Source organism: Tenacibaculum aiptasiae, from assembly GCF_965221665.1.
Lineage (GTDB): Bacteria > Bacteroidota > Bacteroidia > Flavobacteriales > Flavobacteriaceae > Polaribacter > Polaribacter aiptasiae.
In genome coordinates this window covers 754007-769187 of sequence record NZ_CBDCSN010000003.1, presented here as the reverse complement: position 1 = coordinate 769187, position 15181 = coordinate 754007, and the positions used below count along the sequence as shown (strand labels likewise).

The window sequence follows — 15181 nt, the reverse complement described above, 5'->3', positions numbered from 1 at the left end:
ACAATTTTTAAAAGTGAAAATACAAAGTATTTATAAAGAATGAAAATAGGAGAGAAGTAATTGAAAATAAATTAAAACCCACTCAACAATGAGCGGGTTTAATATGTTTATGTTAGAAACTATTTATAAATCGGTGCTCCAGTTAATTTCTTTTTTATTAGTATCTACTTTTCCTAAACGGTAATATAATGAAGATGTTACAGTGTTGGTTGTTTCATGTACTGTAGTTATCATACCTTCATCATTAATAGCTACAGAGGGATTAAAGCCTTTGTCAAATGAATGGTCTTTTCCCCAAGAAATCTTACCATTTTCTATAATTCCTACTTTATAATACAAGGTATTCGTTGCAATATTAGAAGTTTCGTGTACTTCAATCACTACATTTTTACTATTAGAAGCTACTGAAGGAGATTTTCCTGAGCTGTATTTTTTGTTTGTACTTGAGTTTGCTGCTACTGCTATGGTTTCTGGATTGTTACTCATAATCTGAAGGGTTTTAAATTATTGTTATCTACTTAAATCTATCATATAATTTGAAACTATCTCAGGTAAAAACCTTAAGATTTTATAGGTGTTTTACCTGTTTTTATACAAGGGTAATCACTTAGTGCTTTAAGAGTTAGATATCTATAAAATATTTTGCTTCTAATGAAAGTTTTATTTTTACTAGAGTGAAAATATTATTTTACTTCTAAGTAAAACAATAATTCCCTTCTAAGTATTTTTTTATTTTGATTAGGGGCAAAATTTTATTTTCATTAGAAGAGAAATAAAATCATAGTAGGAGAGAAGTGGAGTTGGTATAAAAAAATAAGATAATTATACATAGGATAAGAAGTTGAGTTTATATTTAACTTCTCTTTATTGTTATGAAATAGATAATATTTTTTACACTTTATTGTCCAGTGATAGTACTCTTTTTCTAAATAAATCAATGTAGAAAATCCATTTAAATTCTCATAACTTACTCCAACAATTAAAAATGCTTTCGTTTTCTCTTCGTTAAAAATAATATTAGAAAAACTTAAGAATATATCTATATCTTGAAATTCTGTTCTTAATCTTTTTCCATAATTTTTGGTATAATATAATAATGAGTCTTTTTTATGATTAGCTATTTTATCAATAACTATTTTAATATTCTTTTTAGAATTGAAAAATGAGTTTATTAAATTCTTATTATTTGTACATTCTTTAATAGTTTTCAAAACTTCTTTTTTATATTTTTTATTTAAAATATAAGTTTGAGGTAAAAGAGCTATTATTTTTTTTCTCACAGTTTGTTTATAAAAGTATTTATAAGCTTGAAGACTATCTTTTGTTGTAAATTTATAACTCTTCTTATCTGGTGGTGGTGGAAAACCTGGTTTTAACACTATTGAATCCCTTAAATCACCTATTATTTTCTCAAAAATTTGATAAGTATTTTCTTCTATTAGAATACTAGTCTTTTGTTTTTCTTTACATGAGAAAAAAATAAAAGATATGATTAAGAAAATATATTTGCACGAGCTATTCATTAAAGATAAATTGATATATACAGTTGTAGTTTAGTTTTTAGTTAGGAATATATTCTTTAATTATTGTTTTCATCATTTACAACTTTGATTAGTGTGAAATTATAGTTATATCTACTTTATATAATATCTATTTTTTTTCCTCATTGTTATGATATAAACAAACCTTCTCTACACTTTAGTTTCCAATTACCATTTTCTTTTTCTAAAAGAAATAAAGCAGAAAAACCATTTAATTTTCCAAAATTGGTTCCCATAATTGCAATAGCCTTATTTTCTTCCTTATTGATTGCTATTCTTGAGAAAGTTAAAACCATATCACATTTTTCAAACCCTTTATTGGACATTTTAGGATAATAATCATGATAAGATGTAATGACAGAATACTTATTATCTTTTATTTTTGTTAAATCTAAAGTTTGGATTTCTTTTGTTTGGATAAACTTATAAAACAAGTTTTTAAACTCTTTTGTTAAGCACGGTATTTTTCTTTTACTTAAATTTATGCCAGGTTTTTGAGTTTTATCTATACATACTATTAACCTTCCCTCTTTTTTTATATAAGAATTAACTATTCTAATTGTATCCTTTATAATTTGTCTATCTCTTTCTAAGATTTTTTGCAAAGAATCAAACCTAATCTTAGGGTTTGGAGGCGATACAGGAAAAGCTAAAATATTAATATAATTTTTAGTAGTATAATTATAAAGAGTTTGTAAAACTTCATATTTAGTTTCCATTTTAAAACTCTTTTCTTTTTTACAACCAAAGAGTATTAATAACATTATCAACAATCTTTTCATAGTATATATTATTTCTTCTCACTATACTGTGGGTTTATTAACTTTTAAAAAGGTTTTAATTTTTATAATAATCATACTATTTTAAAAATTAATAATACATTTAGACTTCATTTTATTTATGAAATAGATAATCTTTTTTCACATTTTATTACCCAATGATAATGTTTCTTTTCTAAGTAAATTAATGTAGAAAAACCATTTAATGCTCCATAATTTATCCCTAAAAAGACTATAGCTTTTGTATATTTCTTATTAAATTTCACTTTCGAAAAAGACATGTATAAATCAATATTGTCTATTTTATTTTGTGAATTCTTAATAAAAAGAATAGAATCATTTTTTTTTAATAATGAAATTTTATTAATTTCTATTTTACTTTTATTATTTTCATTCTTAAAAAAGTCTAGTTTATTTTTTGACTTTATACAATCAGAAAAATAGAGTTCATTATACTCAGGCATTTTTAGTAAGTTTTCGTAAACTCCTATTTTTTTTATACCATTAGTTTTTTCATAAAAATTTTTATAAAAAAATAAACTATCCTTAGTTTTAAAGTTTCTGTGTTTTAATGGAGGTGGCATTAAAATATTAGAATTTATTTTTTGTGAATAAAAATTAATGAGGTAACTTAAAACTTTGTAAGTGTTTTCTTCTTCGTTGTTATTATTATTTTTTGTTTCTAATTTTTTACAAGATAGTATCAAAATAAAAAATAAAAAAAGATAGGATTTACTTACAGTCATTTTTATTGAATTTACTAGTGTTATTTACAATAATTTTATCTTTAAAATAATCTGTTTTTTCTATATCAATCCATTTATTTCCGTCATAATATTTATCAACACCATAATCAGTATTTAATCCTTCCCATGCAAAACCTAAATACTTATATAATGGATACTTTTTTTTATCAAGAATTCTTATAGCATTTGCTATAGGATATATGTATTTTTCTCTCATGTATTGATGTTGAAAATTAACATTAGCATAATTGGGATCTGAAAATTTTTTATAATGAAAATATAATTCATAAATTCTTCTTTTATCATTAGGGTTAACCCCTTTAATATGCTCATTCACGTATCTAAATAAGTGAGCATGAATCCCTTCATGTAAAACTGTAGCAGCAAAATCTAAATTAGTGTTTCCATGACTAGGAAAATATATAGTTATTATTCCTTTATCAATATCTTTATCATCAGTACAAGCTTCAGAACCAATTGCACAAGTTCCTATTCCTGGTTTTAAATATAAAGTATATTTAGTGTCATTTTCAAACTTTTTAATTGTAGTTTTATATAATTTTAAATTTTTGAGTTTATTGTAAATACACTTAGCTTTCCCTGTTAGTTTATTTATAATTTGATCTTCTTCTACGCAATTTCCAAAAACATCTTTATAAAAACCAGAGTCACATTCTTCTTTATCACATCCATGAATAGGGTTGTCACAAGGAAATACAACAACGTTATTTGAAAAATCCGAAGAACCCGAAAAGTCCGAAAAACCACCACCTCCGCCAGAAGAAAAACCTAACCCGTAACCATTTAAACCTGGTCCATTATCTGAATAATTACTGATAGAAATTGGTATTGAGATTACAAAGCCTCCACTACTAGTGCTACTATTTATTACTACTTCATCTAAATTATTATTACAAAAATCAGAATCTGGATTTAAACCTTCATCACAACTACCTTCATCTGGTGCACTTGACGTTAAAGTTGTTCCTCTTTTATTTTTTGGTGAAACTTTAATAAATTGAGTAATAAACACCCCTTTCTTTATTCTATATCCATTAATAAACTTTCCATTTAAATGCGTAATACTTAATATTCCACTAAACTTTTTGGAAGACATGTTTTTATCAGGTATTATGTTTATTAAGGCTTTTATAAAGTTATCGCCCTGTTTTAATAAAATTACTTTTGAATCAATATTTTGGTATTTTGTTTTAGCAGGAATTAATGTAATAAACTCAGAAGTATTTTTGATTTTTTCTTGTTTAATATCAGAAAAATCTAATTTTAAATTTAATTGGTTTTCTGTTTTTTTAGCGAGATTACTTTCCTTTTGAAAATTTAAAATTTCTTCAGATGACACCGTTTTGTAATTGAACTCATTGTTTATATTGTCAGTTATGTTAATGTGCCCTTCCTTTTCACAATTCAACAATAACATAATTCCTATTAAAGATATTACAATCTTTAAACTTATTACTTTCTTTTTCATACCTAATTCAATTGGTTATTAACTTTTTGAATAGGGATAAGGATTCGATAGTAAGGAAAAATATATTTTAATTCTTCCTAATATTAATCAAAAAAAGTGCTTATGCATAGAGTAAATGAATAAACGGTAGGTTTTATGTAATAAACGGTTTAAATTATTGTTTTAAAGGTGTTTATATGGTGTTTAATTATCTTGCTTGAGTTTCTAAACTAGATGATTTCAAGCCTTTAAAAATTAACCAAAGTGGAAGCACTAATTGGATTAATCCTATAGGAAGAAGCATATTCATGCTTATACTTTGTCCAAAAATTGAAAACAACATTTCAATAAACATAAGCAGTACTGCTATTATTCCAACTATTGAAATGATTTTAGGAACTAATTTAGAGATGAATAAGTTATAGTATAAAACAAAAACTGGGAAACAAGAAATTAACAAGCTTAAATAGTGTGACCACCAATGCTTCTTATAAAATATACTTCCTAAGGTGTTTAAAATTGTAGCGTTATCATTTCCATTTTTAGAATACTCTAAACTTATTTCTAACATGGATAAACTATTAATATTGTCTATAGCCACAGCTATAAAACTTAAAATACTGAATGCTAAATATAAAAAAGCCAAACTAGTGTTGTATCTTTTAAAAATAGGTAATAAAACTGCTGCTATAATTACTGATAGAATCCCATTTAAAAATAAAAGCAGAGTGGAAATAATAATTTGATTTGAGTTTTGTGAAGTACTAGTTAGATAGTTGTCAGAAAATAATACTGATCCTTGAAAAACTTGATAAGCCGTAACACCGCTTGCAAAAATAATAAGAAACAATATCCCAATAATTCGTCCTACTGCTTTGTTTGAATTCATATCTTAAAATTAATTAGTTGATTGATTTTAAGACGATTTGGATATGAAGTTGTTACATGAGAATATTAGAATAAGATAAAAAACCTATATCTAATCTACAAGAAGCTATTCTTAGAAGACTTTAGAGAAAAAAGATATTTTAATACTCTTTATTTCTTTCTAATATAAAACTCTTCAAAGGACTTTGTTCTTCTCCTAGTTTATGAACTATTTGATAATGGTTTAAATCCTCGTAGCCATAATATTGAATCAAAGCTCTAGACTTATTTTTATCATATAGTTTTTTCGATTCTACAATGAACAAATCAGTTTCATTTAAACCTACACTTAATAAAACTGGACATTTTATAACAGATAAATCTTTATTTATAATGCTATAATTCATTACATCGTTATCGCTCAATTGCAAAGTTTCATTGAGATAACTGTTTTTTATTGGGGCTAAATCAAAAATGCCACTAAGACTACAAATAGCTTTAATATTTACTCTTAAATTCTCATTTATTAAATAAGTCATTAAGGCTAAATGTCCTCCTGCAGAATGGCCTGAAAGTGTTATTTTATTTGGGTTTCCGTTGTATGTATATGCTTCTTTTATGATCCAATTTGTAGCATTACTAACATCTTCTATGAGTATTTTCATAGTAACTGTTGGAATAAGCCTGTAATTTATAACACAAACTGTAAAATTGTTTTTTACAAAAGGCTCTGCAATAAAACTATAACTTTTCTTATCTAATCCTCTCCAGTAACCTCCATGAATGAATATTAAAATAGGAGAGTTAGCAACTTTTGAAGGAAAAATATCTAAGGTTTGTAATGGCTCCTCTCCATATTTCTTATCTAAAAAGCAAGTGTAGTTTTTTCTGACTCTTTCTGATTCACTTTCATTAATATCTAAAAAATCTTGAAAATTAGGATGACATGCACGTAGGTTTAACTGATTTTCTGGAGTTTTCATAGAGCTTTTAATGATTTTGGATATGATTTATCATTTTGAAAAAAATAAACTTGTTTATCTATATATTAAAACAGTAAGCTTAACCCATAAAAATAGATTATTCCAATACATATGATTCCAATCAGGTTTGGTTTTAATTTTGTATTCTTAAAATCAATCCATATTGATTCGAACTCCTCTTTTTCTGATTGAATTACTTTTGTATTTGCAATTAAATCACCAATTCGTCTTTCGATGTTTATAAATGAGATAATTACTTCCAAAGGCCAAGCAATAATGATTGTTAAATTCCGAATAAAACATTGTAGTTCAGTAGCTTGTTTTGAAGTTTTTTGATTAATTATTTGATAACCTAAAAGGCGTTTTGCTGGACTTTTACCTCTTAAAAAGTCTTTGTTGAAATAAATAAAAATGATTAAGTAAAAAAACAAGTTTTCTATTTGAAAACTCAATTTCCAACTATAATACTCAGAAATAGTTGAAGCAATAATAATAATAATAATAATAATAAGAGGTATAATAAAAAAACAAAAGAAAAAAAAGTCTAATAGCATACTTGAAATTCTACGAACACGCTTGTTACTATTCACTATTTTTATTAAGATTTCTACTAAAGCACCTTTTGTTTCTTGTTTAATTTGTGTCATTTATAATTAAATATATGATTAGTTTTAGCTTTATGTGTCTAATGGTATCATATCCCATTTAAAGCTTTCATAAACAGTGTATTCAAGAGCTTTTCGGCGCTCAATAATAATATCTAAGCTAACTTTATCTGATTTTTCACCTGTAAGATTAGAATTTCTTGCAAACCAATGTACTCGATAAAATTTATCTAACATTTCAAATATTTCAATCTGATTCCTAAATTTAAAGTTTGATATAAATTGTTTAGTGGATTCATTTTTCTGAATATTTGGAATCAATGTAATTAAAGAATTTTCAACTCCTGTATTAAAAGTTAGATTATTATGTAATCCACCTACCCAAGCAAAAGACCAAACAGCTTCTATATACCAATAAATATCAGTTTTGCTTTGTTCAGGCAATTCAGCATATTTTGTGTTTAAAAAAAATAATTCCTCTTCTGTTAGTTTATCCATAAGTTCATTTCCAGAAAGCCATTGTTTTATTATTTCATTTGGAGCACCTAAATGTAATTGAAAGACAGCTACTAGAATCATCATTCTTTCGGCAATTTCCATAGGGTCTTTAAAGTTAGGTTTATCCAAAAAAGGAAGATGATCTATAACTTCAATTCCATTTTTTTTTAGTTTTCTAGTATTTACTTTCTTTATTCTTTTAGGTCTAATTTTTTTATTGAACCACATTCCTTTTCATTTTTTATTAAGCAATATACAAAGAGAGCTTTGAATGTAGTAAAATTATTATGTTTATAATCGTTATTAATATTTACGGACTATTTTTCTTTAGATAATTTTCTTCTTATCTCTTTAGGAATAGCATCTTTATGAACTAACACTGAAATTGTTTTTAATAATAATGCATTTTTAGACATATACATATAGCCTCCATATTTATTATTTCCTTCATAATTCTTTAATAAATAGTATGGAGTTCCTTTTGAATCTTCAGCAATTCTAATAATATGCAATGTTATGATTGTCATTTCTAAATCATTTTTACATCGTATAAATCTATATAGTAGGAGAGGAGGTTAATTTATTTTTCTGTTTGTTTATAAATCCAATCTATTAATTCAACTTTATTTATAGCATCCCAAGTTGATTGAACAGTTTTCTTTTTTGAAGGATTATCTCCAGGTTGTAATACAATCAAATCTGTATTTTCATTACCTGCAAGCCTTAATTCAGCTAAAAAACTAACTATATCTGTAGAGTTATTTTCATAGAGGGTCTTATACTGTTTTGTCAATTTATATTTAATAGCGGGCTCTATATAAGCTCTTATAGCATAATTTTTATATAGTGGAATATTTCTGTTATTCTCATCATAATAGCTATATGCTGAAAAGTTATGGTAACTGTTGGGCGAAGTTTTTGGAGTTCCATTTAAATATGTTTCTAACATATAATTTATAAAAGTAGGCTCCCATAAGTTGTTTCGTTTGATTCTTATTTCACGTTTGTGTTGATACCATTTTCTTGTCCAGTCTAATGTAAAATTACAAATTACAATTCCCTTTATATTTAATTGAAAATCAAGATTATTCTCTTTTGAGACTTTGATATATCTCATGGCTCTATGTCCTGTTAAACTCGCTCCTAAGAAAAATATGTTTTTATTAGGTAGTTTATAATCAGTAAAAGCTTTTTCTATAAGTTTATGTGCTGAAATTATTGAAGAATTAGAAAAGTAAAAATCAAAAGGAATTTCAGTAGAAACAGACAATACTGCAAAGTTCTTTTTAAGTGCTTCGCTATAAGTTTGTTTAGCACTTTTGTTCTTTTTATCGTATCCTGAATCCTCTAGAAAAATAAAAATCCCCTCAATTTCTTTATAATTAGGTAGCATTAAAGTATAACCTTCTTGAATATAAGGAAAGAAGTCTTTTGAACCTTTTCCTATTCTTAAACTATCTTTTTTTAAAGGAGCGTAATGTTCAACTATTTTCTGTGAAAAAGATTTAGTGCTAAAAACAGCTAATAAGATGATTATAAAGAATGGTTGAATGCTTTTACTCATTTTCTTTCTAGACTTTAGATAATAATGTTAAAAGCGAATATAATTTAATACAATGATAAAGTTTTAAAAATTAATACGTAAGCCTCAGTTTTATAGTAAGTTTAACATAATAAAGAAATTAATTCTTTACTCTAGTTCCCACACTAAATTCAGCAAAAGCAAGCAATAATATAATAGTTATTTCGGTTAAAATGTATAACCATCCTATATAAGTAATTAAATGAAAGTGATAAGCAGCAAAGCCTAAGGATATACAACAATACAATAGATTGAGTATAGCTATTCCTTTTAATAGCACACCAGTTTTTGAATACTTTTGTTTAAAGCTATAGATATCATATAAAGTAAAAAACAAAGGTATAATGGCTAAGATGTATAATGCTGAAGATGGTATTCCGAAGAGAGCTTCAAATTGTACTAATACTACACCCAACATAAAAGAAGATACTATTGCTCCAGAGCCATCTATTAAAAATAGTTTTTTTGGATTTTGTTGAATCTTAGTTAGTAAACTTTTAAAGTTTGTAAGCATTTACAGTATAGGAATTACTTCTTTTCTTATCGCAGAATTTTCTCCATTTTACGACCTTTAGCTAATTCATCAATCAGCTTTTCCATACGTCTACATTGTTTATATAATAAAAATTCATCTTCTATTTCTTCAATTCTATAACCACAAACAACTCCTTTTATTAGGTATGCATTAGGATGTATCGTTGCTTTTTCAAAAAAAGTTTTAAAAGTTACTTTTTCTTCGATGAATGCATCCAATTGCTTTTTATCAAAACCTGTTAACCATTCTATAATTTGATTAAGTTCTTCAATGGTTCTACCATTTTTCTCTATTCTATTCACATAGTGTGGATAAATAGAAGCAAATACCATATTGGCAACCTGTTCATTTTTCTTTGCTGTAACTTTCATATTTGTTATTCGATTAATGGTTTATTATACAATTAAAAGACATCTTTCACCCATATCATGTTCTCCAATTAAAATCATTGCTTGGTGTCTAAAATTGAATTGATCAAAAAGACCTTTTTTTTGTAATTTAATAAGAACATCATGTATTGCAATACACCCTTTAAAATATAAAAAATCATGCAATTCATCAAAACCTTTTAAATCCCAATATTCATTATCTTCTAAAACATATTTTTTCTCAATCTCATCATCGTCATCTAAAAATGAAAAGCTATCGTAAAACTCCAATAAAAAACTAGGATGATGCTCCAGTTCTTCAAGTATTTCATATTGCAAATCTAAGTCTACTTCTTCTTCACTTAATTTATAACTTTTCCAATCATAAATTCCATAAGCATGGGCTTGTCTTGATTTCCACCAAGTTGTATCGTATTCAAATAATAAAGCATCAAGTTTTGGAACTGCTTCTATTTTAGATAAAGTATTTCCCCATTGTTCTATGTTTGAAATTAATGTTTTTTCAATTTTATATTTATAAATATTAAAGTCAAACGTTGAAATTCTTTTTTCTAAGTCTAATAATATTTGATGTTTGTTTTGAATTGACTTGTACTGATTTAAATTCAAGTTCATTTCAAACTCTAAATGTTCTCTGATTCTTTTATTATTTAACATTAGTTGGCTTTTAATGAATCCTATTTATATATTTTCTTCAATAATTTTTACAATATCATTTATATTTTTTTCAGAAAAACTATTTTTAATAGCTATAATTTTACCATCTTTATCTAAAACCATAAAGGTAGGAGCTCTTTGAATTCCATAAGTTAATGCCATCTTTTTTCCATTATACAAACTTGGGAATTCAATTTTATAATCGGTAAGGTAGTTTTCTAGTTCTTTTTTAGAATAGTCTTCAACATATTCAACTCCATAAATTTTAAAATCGTTTTTTTTAAACTTGTTTTTAATTTTATTTAGACTTGGAATTGCTTTTAGACACGCTACACAGCCTTTAAACCAAAATTCTAATAAGACCACATTTCCTTTTAATTTAGATAGATTTACTGTACTATTATTATTTAACTCAGGTAACACCCAATTAGTAATTTGTTTTCCAACATTGTTAAGCATGCTATTTTTGCGTAGAGTAAGATATTCTTCTATTGTAAAAACAGGATAATCATTAGGTAAATATTCTCCAGTCCAAAGTTTATTATCAAATTTGTAATCTAAGACCATGTTTTCAATAGTTCTACTTATAAAACCAGTTTTTCCACTTTGACTAATTATTTTATAAGGAAAATAATTGCTTTTATTTAGAATTAAATAATACTCAGAATCATTATTATCGTTCTCTTTAAAGTTATAATTAATCCAGTCTATATATTTATTTTTAAGCAAAAAATTAAAGACTAAGTATTTATTGTTATTAATAATAGTATCATTTTTTCTTATAATAGAGATACTATCATTTTGAATAATTTTTGGCAAGAGTTGTTTTAAAGCACTTATAGTAAGTAGTATAGGATTGTTAACAGATTCATTACTGGTATCGTTATTTATAATAGTAATTTTCTCTTTATGATTTGACTGCATTGTTTTACTACCATTGTAAATAAGTTCACCTTCTAATGAATTAAAATGATATTTTAAATTATTTGATTTATCTATTCTAAAATCAAAAGATATAGTATCTAAATCTTTAAAAATCAATTTTCCTTTGTCCTTAAACTCAAAAGAGGAGGTATATTTTATTGTTTTTATATTGGATAGATTAATAGAAACCTCCTTTAATATTTCTTTGTTTGATTTAGAACAAGAAGCTAATGTAATTATAGAGAATATGATTAATAATGTCTTTTTCATAAGGAAAAATTATTGTTTTAAGAGAGTTTCATTTTATTGAGGTATTCCAATTTGAGCTCTTGTTTTTCCTGTTTTCTTTTCTAAGGTAGAAACTAGTTCATCAAAACCAACTAAATGCATGTGTGCTTTAATGTTTTTATCAGCACTAATGATCTTCATTTCTAAACTTTGTTTTCCAAAAGATAAATCTTGAATTTCTGTCCATCTGATTTCTTTTTGTTTCCCAAAGAGTGTTTTTTCAATAATTGCTAAATCAGTTATTTTTATATAAGATATATACCCTTTAGCAAATAATAATAAGCCCACAATAAAAGATACGATACTTGAAATAATGGCTAAAATTTGATCATTTTCCTTAGCAAAAAAGAAGGCAAATATTAACAGAGCAACGCCTCCAATGATTACAAAAACTCCAATTATAGGGTATAGTTTAGGAAGTTGTAAAATTAAATTTCCACTCTCATCTTTTCGAGGTTTCTTTTTAGAAACAGCTAAGAGTAAAGACATAACAATTGAAACAATAATAACGGGTAGAATACTTTTTGATATCATAGTAGTTTTTTTTAAAAGTAATGTGAAGTAAAACTTTTTGCAATTTTTTCACAAATATAGTTAAACCTTGATATGTATTTATAAAAAAAGCAAACCGAAGTTTGCTTGATGTTAAAAGTCTTTATTTCCATTGCTTTTTACGATTCTTTTTCCAAGATCTCGTATTTTTAGAAATAGTAGAATTAATAGTTTCAAATCCATGAGGAAAGCAAAAAGAACAGCCTCCCATTTTTATGTAATTAATCTCCCTTGAAACCTTTACATTTGAAATTTTCTTTGGAAAATCGATGAAACCGTATTCATTTAATCCAAAAACTTTTTTTAATCTCTTAAGATTTTTCAATTTTTTATTGTTTTAAGTTAAGTACTTAAAACAAGGTTCCTTTTAATATTAGAATTAAGTATTTCATTTTATAGCATTTTCACAAATATAATAAAGTGTATAACATTTTAAGATGAGTTTTCTTTTATACCTAATAATCTTGCTCTTATTCAAAAATAATCAAGTTCTATGGTGTTTTTTATCATTTAAATCTTATAAATATTCAAATTTGAGTAGTTAACGATGATTATTCAATTGATTTTCAATAAGATTAATAATCATTTTTAACAAAGGTGAAATCTGAAAAACCTTATAAAAGAGTAGGAACCAACTAAATCAACTAAACATGGAAAACACAATTAATGTAGCTGATTCTACTACTAAAACACATCAGCCAATTGTTGAACAATTAAAAGTTCTTTTGAATAATAATTTAGAATTAAAAGGAGCATTAATATCTTCTTTAATGATAGCTTCTGGTATGGCTAAAGAAAAACTAAATGATCAATTGTATAATGGTTTGAATGAAGTTTTTAATAATAATGCATGGCCAACAACCATAGAAGATTATTATGATTATTTAGATATCTATGTAAAATTAGTACCTAATGAAGAAATATCTGAAAACTATCCAAAAGCATGGAGGAGTGGTCCAAATCAAAATGGATACAATCAAAAAGTATACGATTTATTATGCCAATTTTATTGGTTAGTAGATCAAAATGAACCAGGTTCTGATGTAACTATTCAAAGTTTTCCAGAATTTGCAGAATGGCTTGTAGCGTTTGCTAATAGTTGGGGAGAGTTTTGTAAGACTAAGGCTTCTTTTACAGAAAAGTCAAAAGATTCTTTTAAAGCCAATCCAATGTACAACTGGGATTTATACTCAGATAATGAAGAAAAGTGGGATACTTTTAATAAGTTCTTTTATCGTGAGTTTAATAATGCTGCAGAAGGAACAGGAATAAGTCCTTTAAGACCTATAACTGATCCTACTAATAACAAAACTATAGTTGCACCAGCAGATTGTACATATAAAAAGGATTATGCTATTGATGCTAATGGGAATGTATTAGAAGATGGTAAACAAGCCTCTGTAAATTTAAAACATACACATTCTATAGGTTCAGTTACTGAACTTTTAGACGGAAGTCAATATGCAGATGCTTTTAACGGAGGAACTTTTGTACACTATTTTCTAGGACCATTTGATTATCATCGTTTCCATACACCAGTTTCTGGATATGTCTTAGAGAGTAGAAAAATATCAGGTAAAGTATTTTTAAATGTTCAAATAAAACCTGATGGGCAATGGGATGCACCAGATGGAGCAGATAATGGATATGAGTTTAATCAATCTAGAGGATTGATAATTTTAGATACTCTAGAACTAGGTAAAGTAGCTGTGCTTCCTATAGGAATGTGTCAAGTATCCGGTGTTTTAATGACTCCAGGTTTAGAAGGAAAAGAAGTGGTAAAAGGGCAGGAGTTTGGTAAATTCCAATTTGGAGGTTCTGATATTATCATGCTATTTGAAAAGAGTCCTGAAGAGCTATATATGTACAAAAGAGATCCAGGTCATAACCGTATTCATTTTCAATATGGTCAAGCAGCAATATTGGCTAAATAGACAACATATTTTTGCACATAATAAAGAAACGGAGAATATTAAACATGTTCTCCGTTTTTATATAAAAGCATATTATATCTTTTTGTTTACTTTGGGATATCATTAAAATATAATTAAACTCAACTCAAAACATGCAAAACAAACATCTTTTTACAATCATTCTTATATTTCAATTTCTTGTAGGATTTGCCCAGTCTAAAGAGTATCAAGCTAAAAAAGAAAGAAAAATAAAGCAGGGATCAGTATTTACTAAAATTATAAAAAAAGAACTACCAGCTACTATTTTATATGAAGATAAAGATGTTATTGCTTTTCTACCAATAAGATTACAATCCAAAGTACATGTATTAATAGTACCCAAAAAAGAAATTCCCACCATTAACGATATTAATGAAGAAGATGCAATGTTGCTTGGTAAATTGTTTTTAGTGGCTAAAAAAATAGCTAAAGAAAAAGGTGTTGCAGAAACAGGGTATCGTTTATCAATGAATATTAATGAAGATGCAGGGCAATCTGTTTTTCATTTACATATGCATTTGCTAGGAGGAGAAAAATTAGGTCCAATGGTTCAAATAAATAAATAACAACAGTATTTCTTTTCGCTTTACTTAAAAAGGAAAGCAATTCGTCTAAAGATTAATCCATCTCGTCTAATTTTAAAATTTTAATCCTAATTCAAAACTATCTTTACAGTGTAATTAAAAGTTTGATATACATTTTTAACAATTTTAATTAAAAGTTTAGAAAAGAAGCATTCCGGGGGGACAGGCTTCTTTTCTTTTTTTATTTCACTTTATAAGCAATGAAAAAAGAATAAGTGAACATGAATTATT

Annotated in this window: 19 protein-coding genes; 2 read left to right on the top strand and 17 right to left on the bottom strand. The window is 26.0% G+C overall.

Annotated elements, in window-relative coordinates; genetic code table 11:
• Positions 1-123 precede the first annotated feature (123 nt).
• The 17 genes from ACOQN8_RS15445 to ACOQN8_RS15365 all read right to left on the bottom strand — a co-directional run bounded on the left by ACOQN8_RS15445 (position 124) and on the right by ACOQN8_RS15365 (position 12739).
• The gene (locus ACOQN8_RS15445) at positions 124-486 is read right to left on the bottom strand and encodes a hypothetical protein (RefSeq protein ID WP_420553353.1); all 363 of its coding nucleotides are present in this window, start codon (positions 484-486) and stop codon (positions 124-126) included.
• Positions 487-761: 275 nt separating this feature from the next.
• The gene (locus ACOQN8_RS15440) at positions 762-1523 is read right to left on the bottom strand and encodes a hypothetical protein (RefSeq protein WP_420553352.1); all 762 of its coding nucleotides are present in this window, start codon (positions 1521-1523) and stop codon (positions 762-764) included.
• A gap of 146 nt (positions 1524-1669) precedes the next feature.
• Complete coding sequence (locus ACOQN8_RS15435; protein WP_420553351.1) at positions 1670-2260, bottom strand: hypothetical protein; 591 nt, start codon at positions 2258-2260, stop codon at positions 1670-1672.
• Positions 2261-2439: 179 nt separating this feature from the next.
• Complete coding sequence (locus tag ACOQN8_RS15430) at positions 2440-2904, bottom strand: hypothetical protein (RefSeq protein ID WP_420553350.1); 465 nt, start codon at positions 2902-2904, stop codon at positions 2440-2442.
• 148 nt (positions 2905-3052) lie between these two features.
• Entirely contained in the window at positions 3053-4555 is a 1503-nt protein-coding gene (locus ACOQN8_RS15425) for a hypothetical protein (protein ID WP_420553349.1), read from the bottom strand.
• Between the two features lie 187 nt (positions 4556-4742).
• Positions 4743-5423: a DUF4386 domain-containing protein gene (locus ACOQN8_RS15420; protein WP_420553348.1), complete on the bottom strand. Its 681-nt coding sequence runs from the start codon at positions 5421-5423 to the stop codon at positions 4743-4745.
• Positions 5424-5562: 139 nt separating this feature from the next.
• Positions 5563-6384 carry an alpha/beta hydrolase gene (locus ACOQN8_RS15415; protein ID WP_420553347.1) on the bottom strand — a complete coding sequence of 274 codons (822 nt, stop codon included), beginning with the start codon at positions 6382-6384 and terminating at the stop codon, positions 5563-5565.
• A gap of 65 nt (positions 6385-6449) precedes the next feature.
• Positions 6450-7031, bottom strand: a complete 582-nt coding sequence (locus tag ACOQN8_RS15410) for an RDD family protein (RefSeq protein WP_420553346.1) — start codon at positions 7029-7031, stop codon at positions 6450-6452.
• A 30-nt stretch (positions 7032-7061) separates the two neighbouring features.
• Positions 7062-7715 carry a DUF4272 domain-containing protein gene (locus ACOQN8_RS15405; RefSeq protein ID WP_420553345.1) on the bottom strand — a complete coding sequence of 218 codons (654 nt, stop codon included), beginning with the start codon at positions 7713-7715 and terminating at the stop codon, positions 7062-7064.
• 89 nt (positions 7716-7804) lie between these two features.
• Entirely contained in the window at positions 7805-8014 is a 210-nt protein-coding gene (locus ACOQN8_RS15400; protein WP_420553344.1) for a hypothetical protein, read from the bottom strand.
• A gap of 53 nt (positions 8015-8067) precedes the next feature.
• Positions 8068-9051: a hypothetical protein gene (locus ACOQN8_RS15395; protein ID WP_420553343.1), complete on the bottom strand. Its 984-nt coding sequence runs from the start codon at positions 9049-9051 to the stop codon at positions 8068-8070.
• A 118-nt stretch (positions 9052-9169) separates the two neighbouring features.
• Entirely contained in the window at positions 9170-9583 is a 414-nt protein-coding gene (locus tag ACOQN8_RS15390) for a hypothetical protein (protein ID WP_420553342.1), read from the bottom strand.
• Positions 9584-9609: 26 nt separating this feature from the next.
• Entirely contained in the window at positions 9610-9975 is a 366-nt protein-coding gene (locus ACOQN8_RS15385; RefSeq protein ID WP_420553341.1) for a DUF2200 domain-containing protein, read from the bottom strand.
• 24 nt (positions 9976-9999) lie between these two features.
• Entirely contained in the window at positions 10000-10650 is a 651-nt protein-coding gene (locus tag ACOQN8_RS15380) for a hypothetical protein (protein ID WP_420553340.1), read from the bottom strand.
• 24 nt (positions 10651-10674) lie between these two features.
• Positions 10675-11844 (bottom strand): TlpA family protein disulfide reductase, encoded by a 1170-nt coding sequence (locus tag ACOQN8_RS15375; protein ID WP_420553339.1) that lies wholly within the window; start codon positions 11842-11844, stop codon positions 10675-10677.
• A gap of 33 nt (positions 11845-11877) precedes the next feature.
• The gene (locus tag ACOQN8_RS15370) at positions 11878-12396 is read right to left on the bottom strand and encodes a hypothetical protein (protein WP_235275326.1); all 519 of its coding nucleotides are present in this window, start codon (positions 12394-12396) and stop codon (positions 11878-11880) included.
• A 121-nt stretch (positions 12397-12517) separates the two neighbouring features.
• Complete coding sequence (locus ACOQN8_RS15365) at positions 12518-12739, bottom strand: phosphate ABC transporter substrate-binding protein (RefSeq protein ID WP_150898610.1); 222 nt, start codon at positions 12737-12739, stop codon at positions 12518-12520.
• 325 nt (positions 12740-13064) lie between these two features.
• On the opposite strand from ACOQN8_RS15365, the gene ACOQN8_RS15360 reads away from it, so the two are divergent.
• Both ACOQN8_RS15360 and ACOQN8_RS15355 read left to right on the top strand, forming a co-directional pair.
• Positions 13065-14348 (top strand): phosphatidylserine decarboxylase, encoded by a 1284-nt coding sequence (locus ACOQN8_RS15360; protein ID WP_420553338.1) that lies wholly within the window; start codon positions 13065-13067, stop codon positions 14346-14348.
• A 131-nt stretch (positions 14349-14479) separates the two neighbouring features.
• Positions 14480-14932, top strand: a complete 453-nt coding sequence (locus tag ACOQN8_RS15355; protein WP_420553337.1) for a histidine triad nucleotide-binding protein — start codon at positions 14480-14482, stop codon at positions 14930-14932.
• The last annotated feature ends 249 nt before the right edge of the window (positions 14933-15181 follow it).

Coding starts and splice junctions, on each gene's coding strand:
- ACOQN8_RS15445 (WP_420553353.1), bottom strand. CDS start 486: ATGAGTAACAATCCAGAAACCATAGCAGTAGCAGCAAACTCAAGTACA.
- ACOQN8_RS15440 (WP_420553352.1), bottom strand. CDS start 1,523: ATGAATAGCTCGTGCAAATATATTTTCTTAATCATATCTTTTATTTTT.
- ACOQN8_RS15435 (WP_420553351.1), bottom strand. CDS start 2,260: ATGGAAACTAAATATGAAGTTTTACAAACTCTTTATAATTATACTACT.
- ACOQN8_RS15430 (WP_420553350.1), bottom strand. CDS start 2,904: ATGCCACCTCCATTAAAACACAGAAACTTTAAAACTAAGGATAGTTTA.
- ACOQN8_RS15425 (WP_420553349.1), bottom strand. CDS start 4,555: ATGAAAAAGAAAGTAATAAGTTTAAAGATTGTAATATCTTTAATAGGA.
- ACOQN8_RS15420 (WP_420553348.1), bottom strand. CDS start 5,423: ATGAATTCAAACAAAGCAGTAGGACGAATTATTGGGATATTGTTTCTT.
- ACOQN8_RS15415 (WP_420553347.1), bottom strand. CDS start 6,384: ATGAAAACTCCAGAAAATCAGTTAAACCTACGTGCATGTCATCCTAAT.
- ACOQN8_RS15410 (WP_420553346.1), bottom strand. CDS start 7,031: ATGACACAAATTAAACAAGAAACAAAAGGTGCTTTAGTAGAAATCTTA.
- ACOQN8_RS15405 (WP_420553345.1), bottom strand. CDS start 7,715: ATGTGGTTCAATAAAAAAATTAGACCTAAAAGAATAAAGAAAGTAAAT.
- ACOQN8_RS15400 (WP_420553344.1), bottom strand. CDS start 8,014: ATGACAATCATAACATTGCATATTATTAGAATTGCTGAAGATTCAAAA.
- ACOQN8_RS15395 (WP_420553343.1), bottom strand. CDS start 9,051: ATGAGTAAAAGCATTCAACCATTCTTTATAATCATCTTATTAGCTGTT.
- ACOQN8_RS15390 (WP_420553342.1), bottom strand. CDS start 9,583: ATGCTTACAAACTTTAAAAGTTTACTAACTAAGATTCAACAAAATCCA.
- ACOQN8_RS15385 (WP_420553341.1), bottom strand. CDS start 9,975: ATGAAAGTTACAGCAAAGAAAAATGAACAGGTTGCCAATATGGTATTT.
- ACOQN8_RS15380 (WP_420553340.1), bottom strand. CDS start 10,650: ATGTTAAATAATAAAAGAATCAGAGAACATTTAGAGTTTGAAATGAAC.
- ACOQN8_RS15375 (WP_420553339.1), bottom strand. CDS start 11,844: ATGAAAAAGACATTATTAATCATATTCTCTATAATTACATTAGCTTCT.
- ACOQN8_RS15370 (WP_235275326.1), bottom strand. CDS start 12,396: ATGATATCAAAAAGTATTCTACCCGTTATTATTGTTTCAATTGTTATG.
- ACOQN8_RS15360 (WP_420553338.1), top strand. CDS start 13,065: ATGGAAAACACAATTAATGTAGCTGATTCTACTACTAAAACACATCAG.
- ACOQN8_RS15355 (WP_420553337.1), top strand. CDS start 14,480: ATGCAAAACAAACATCTTTTTACAATCATTCTTATATTTCAATTTCTT.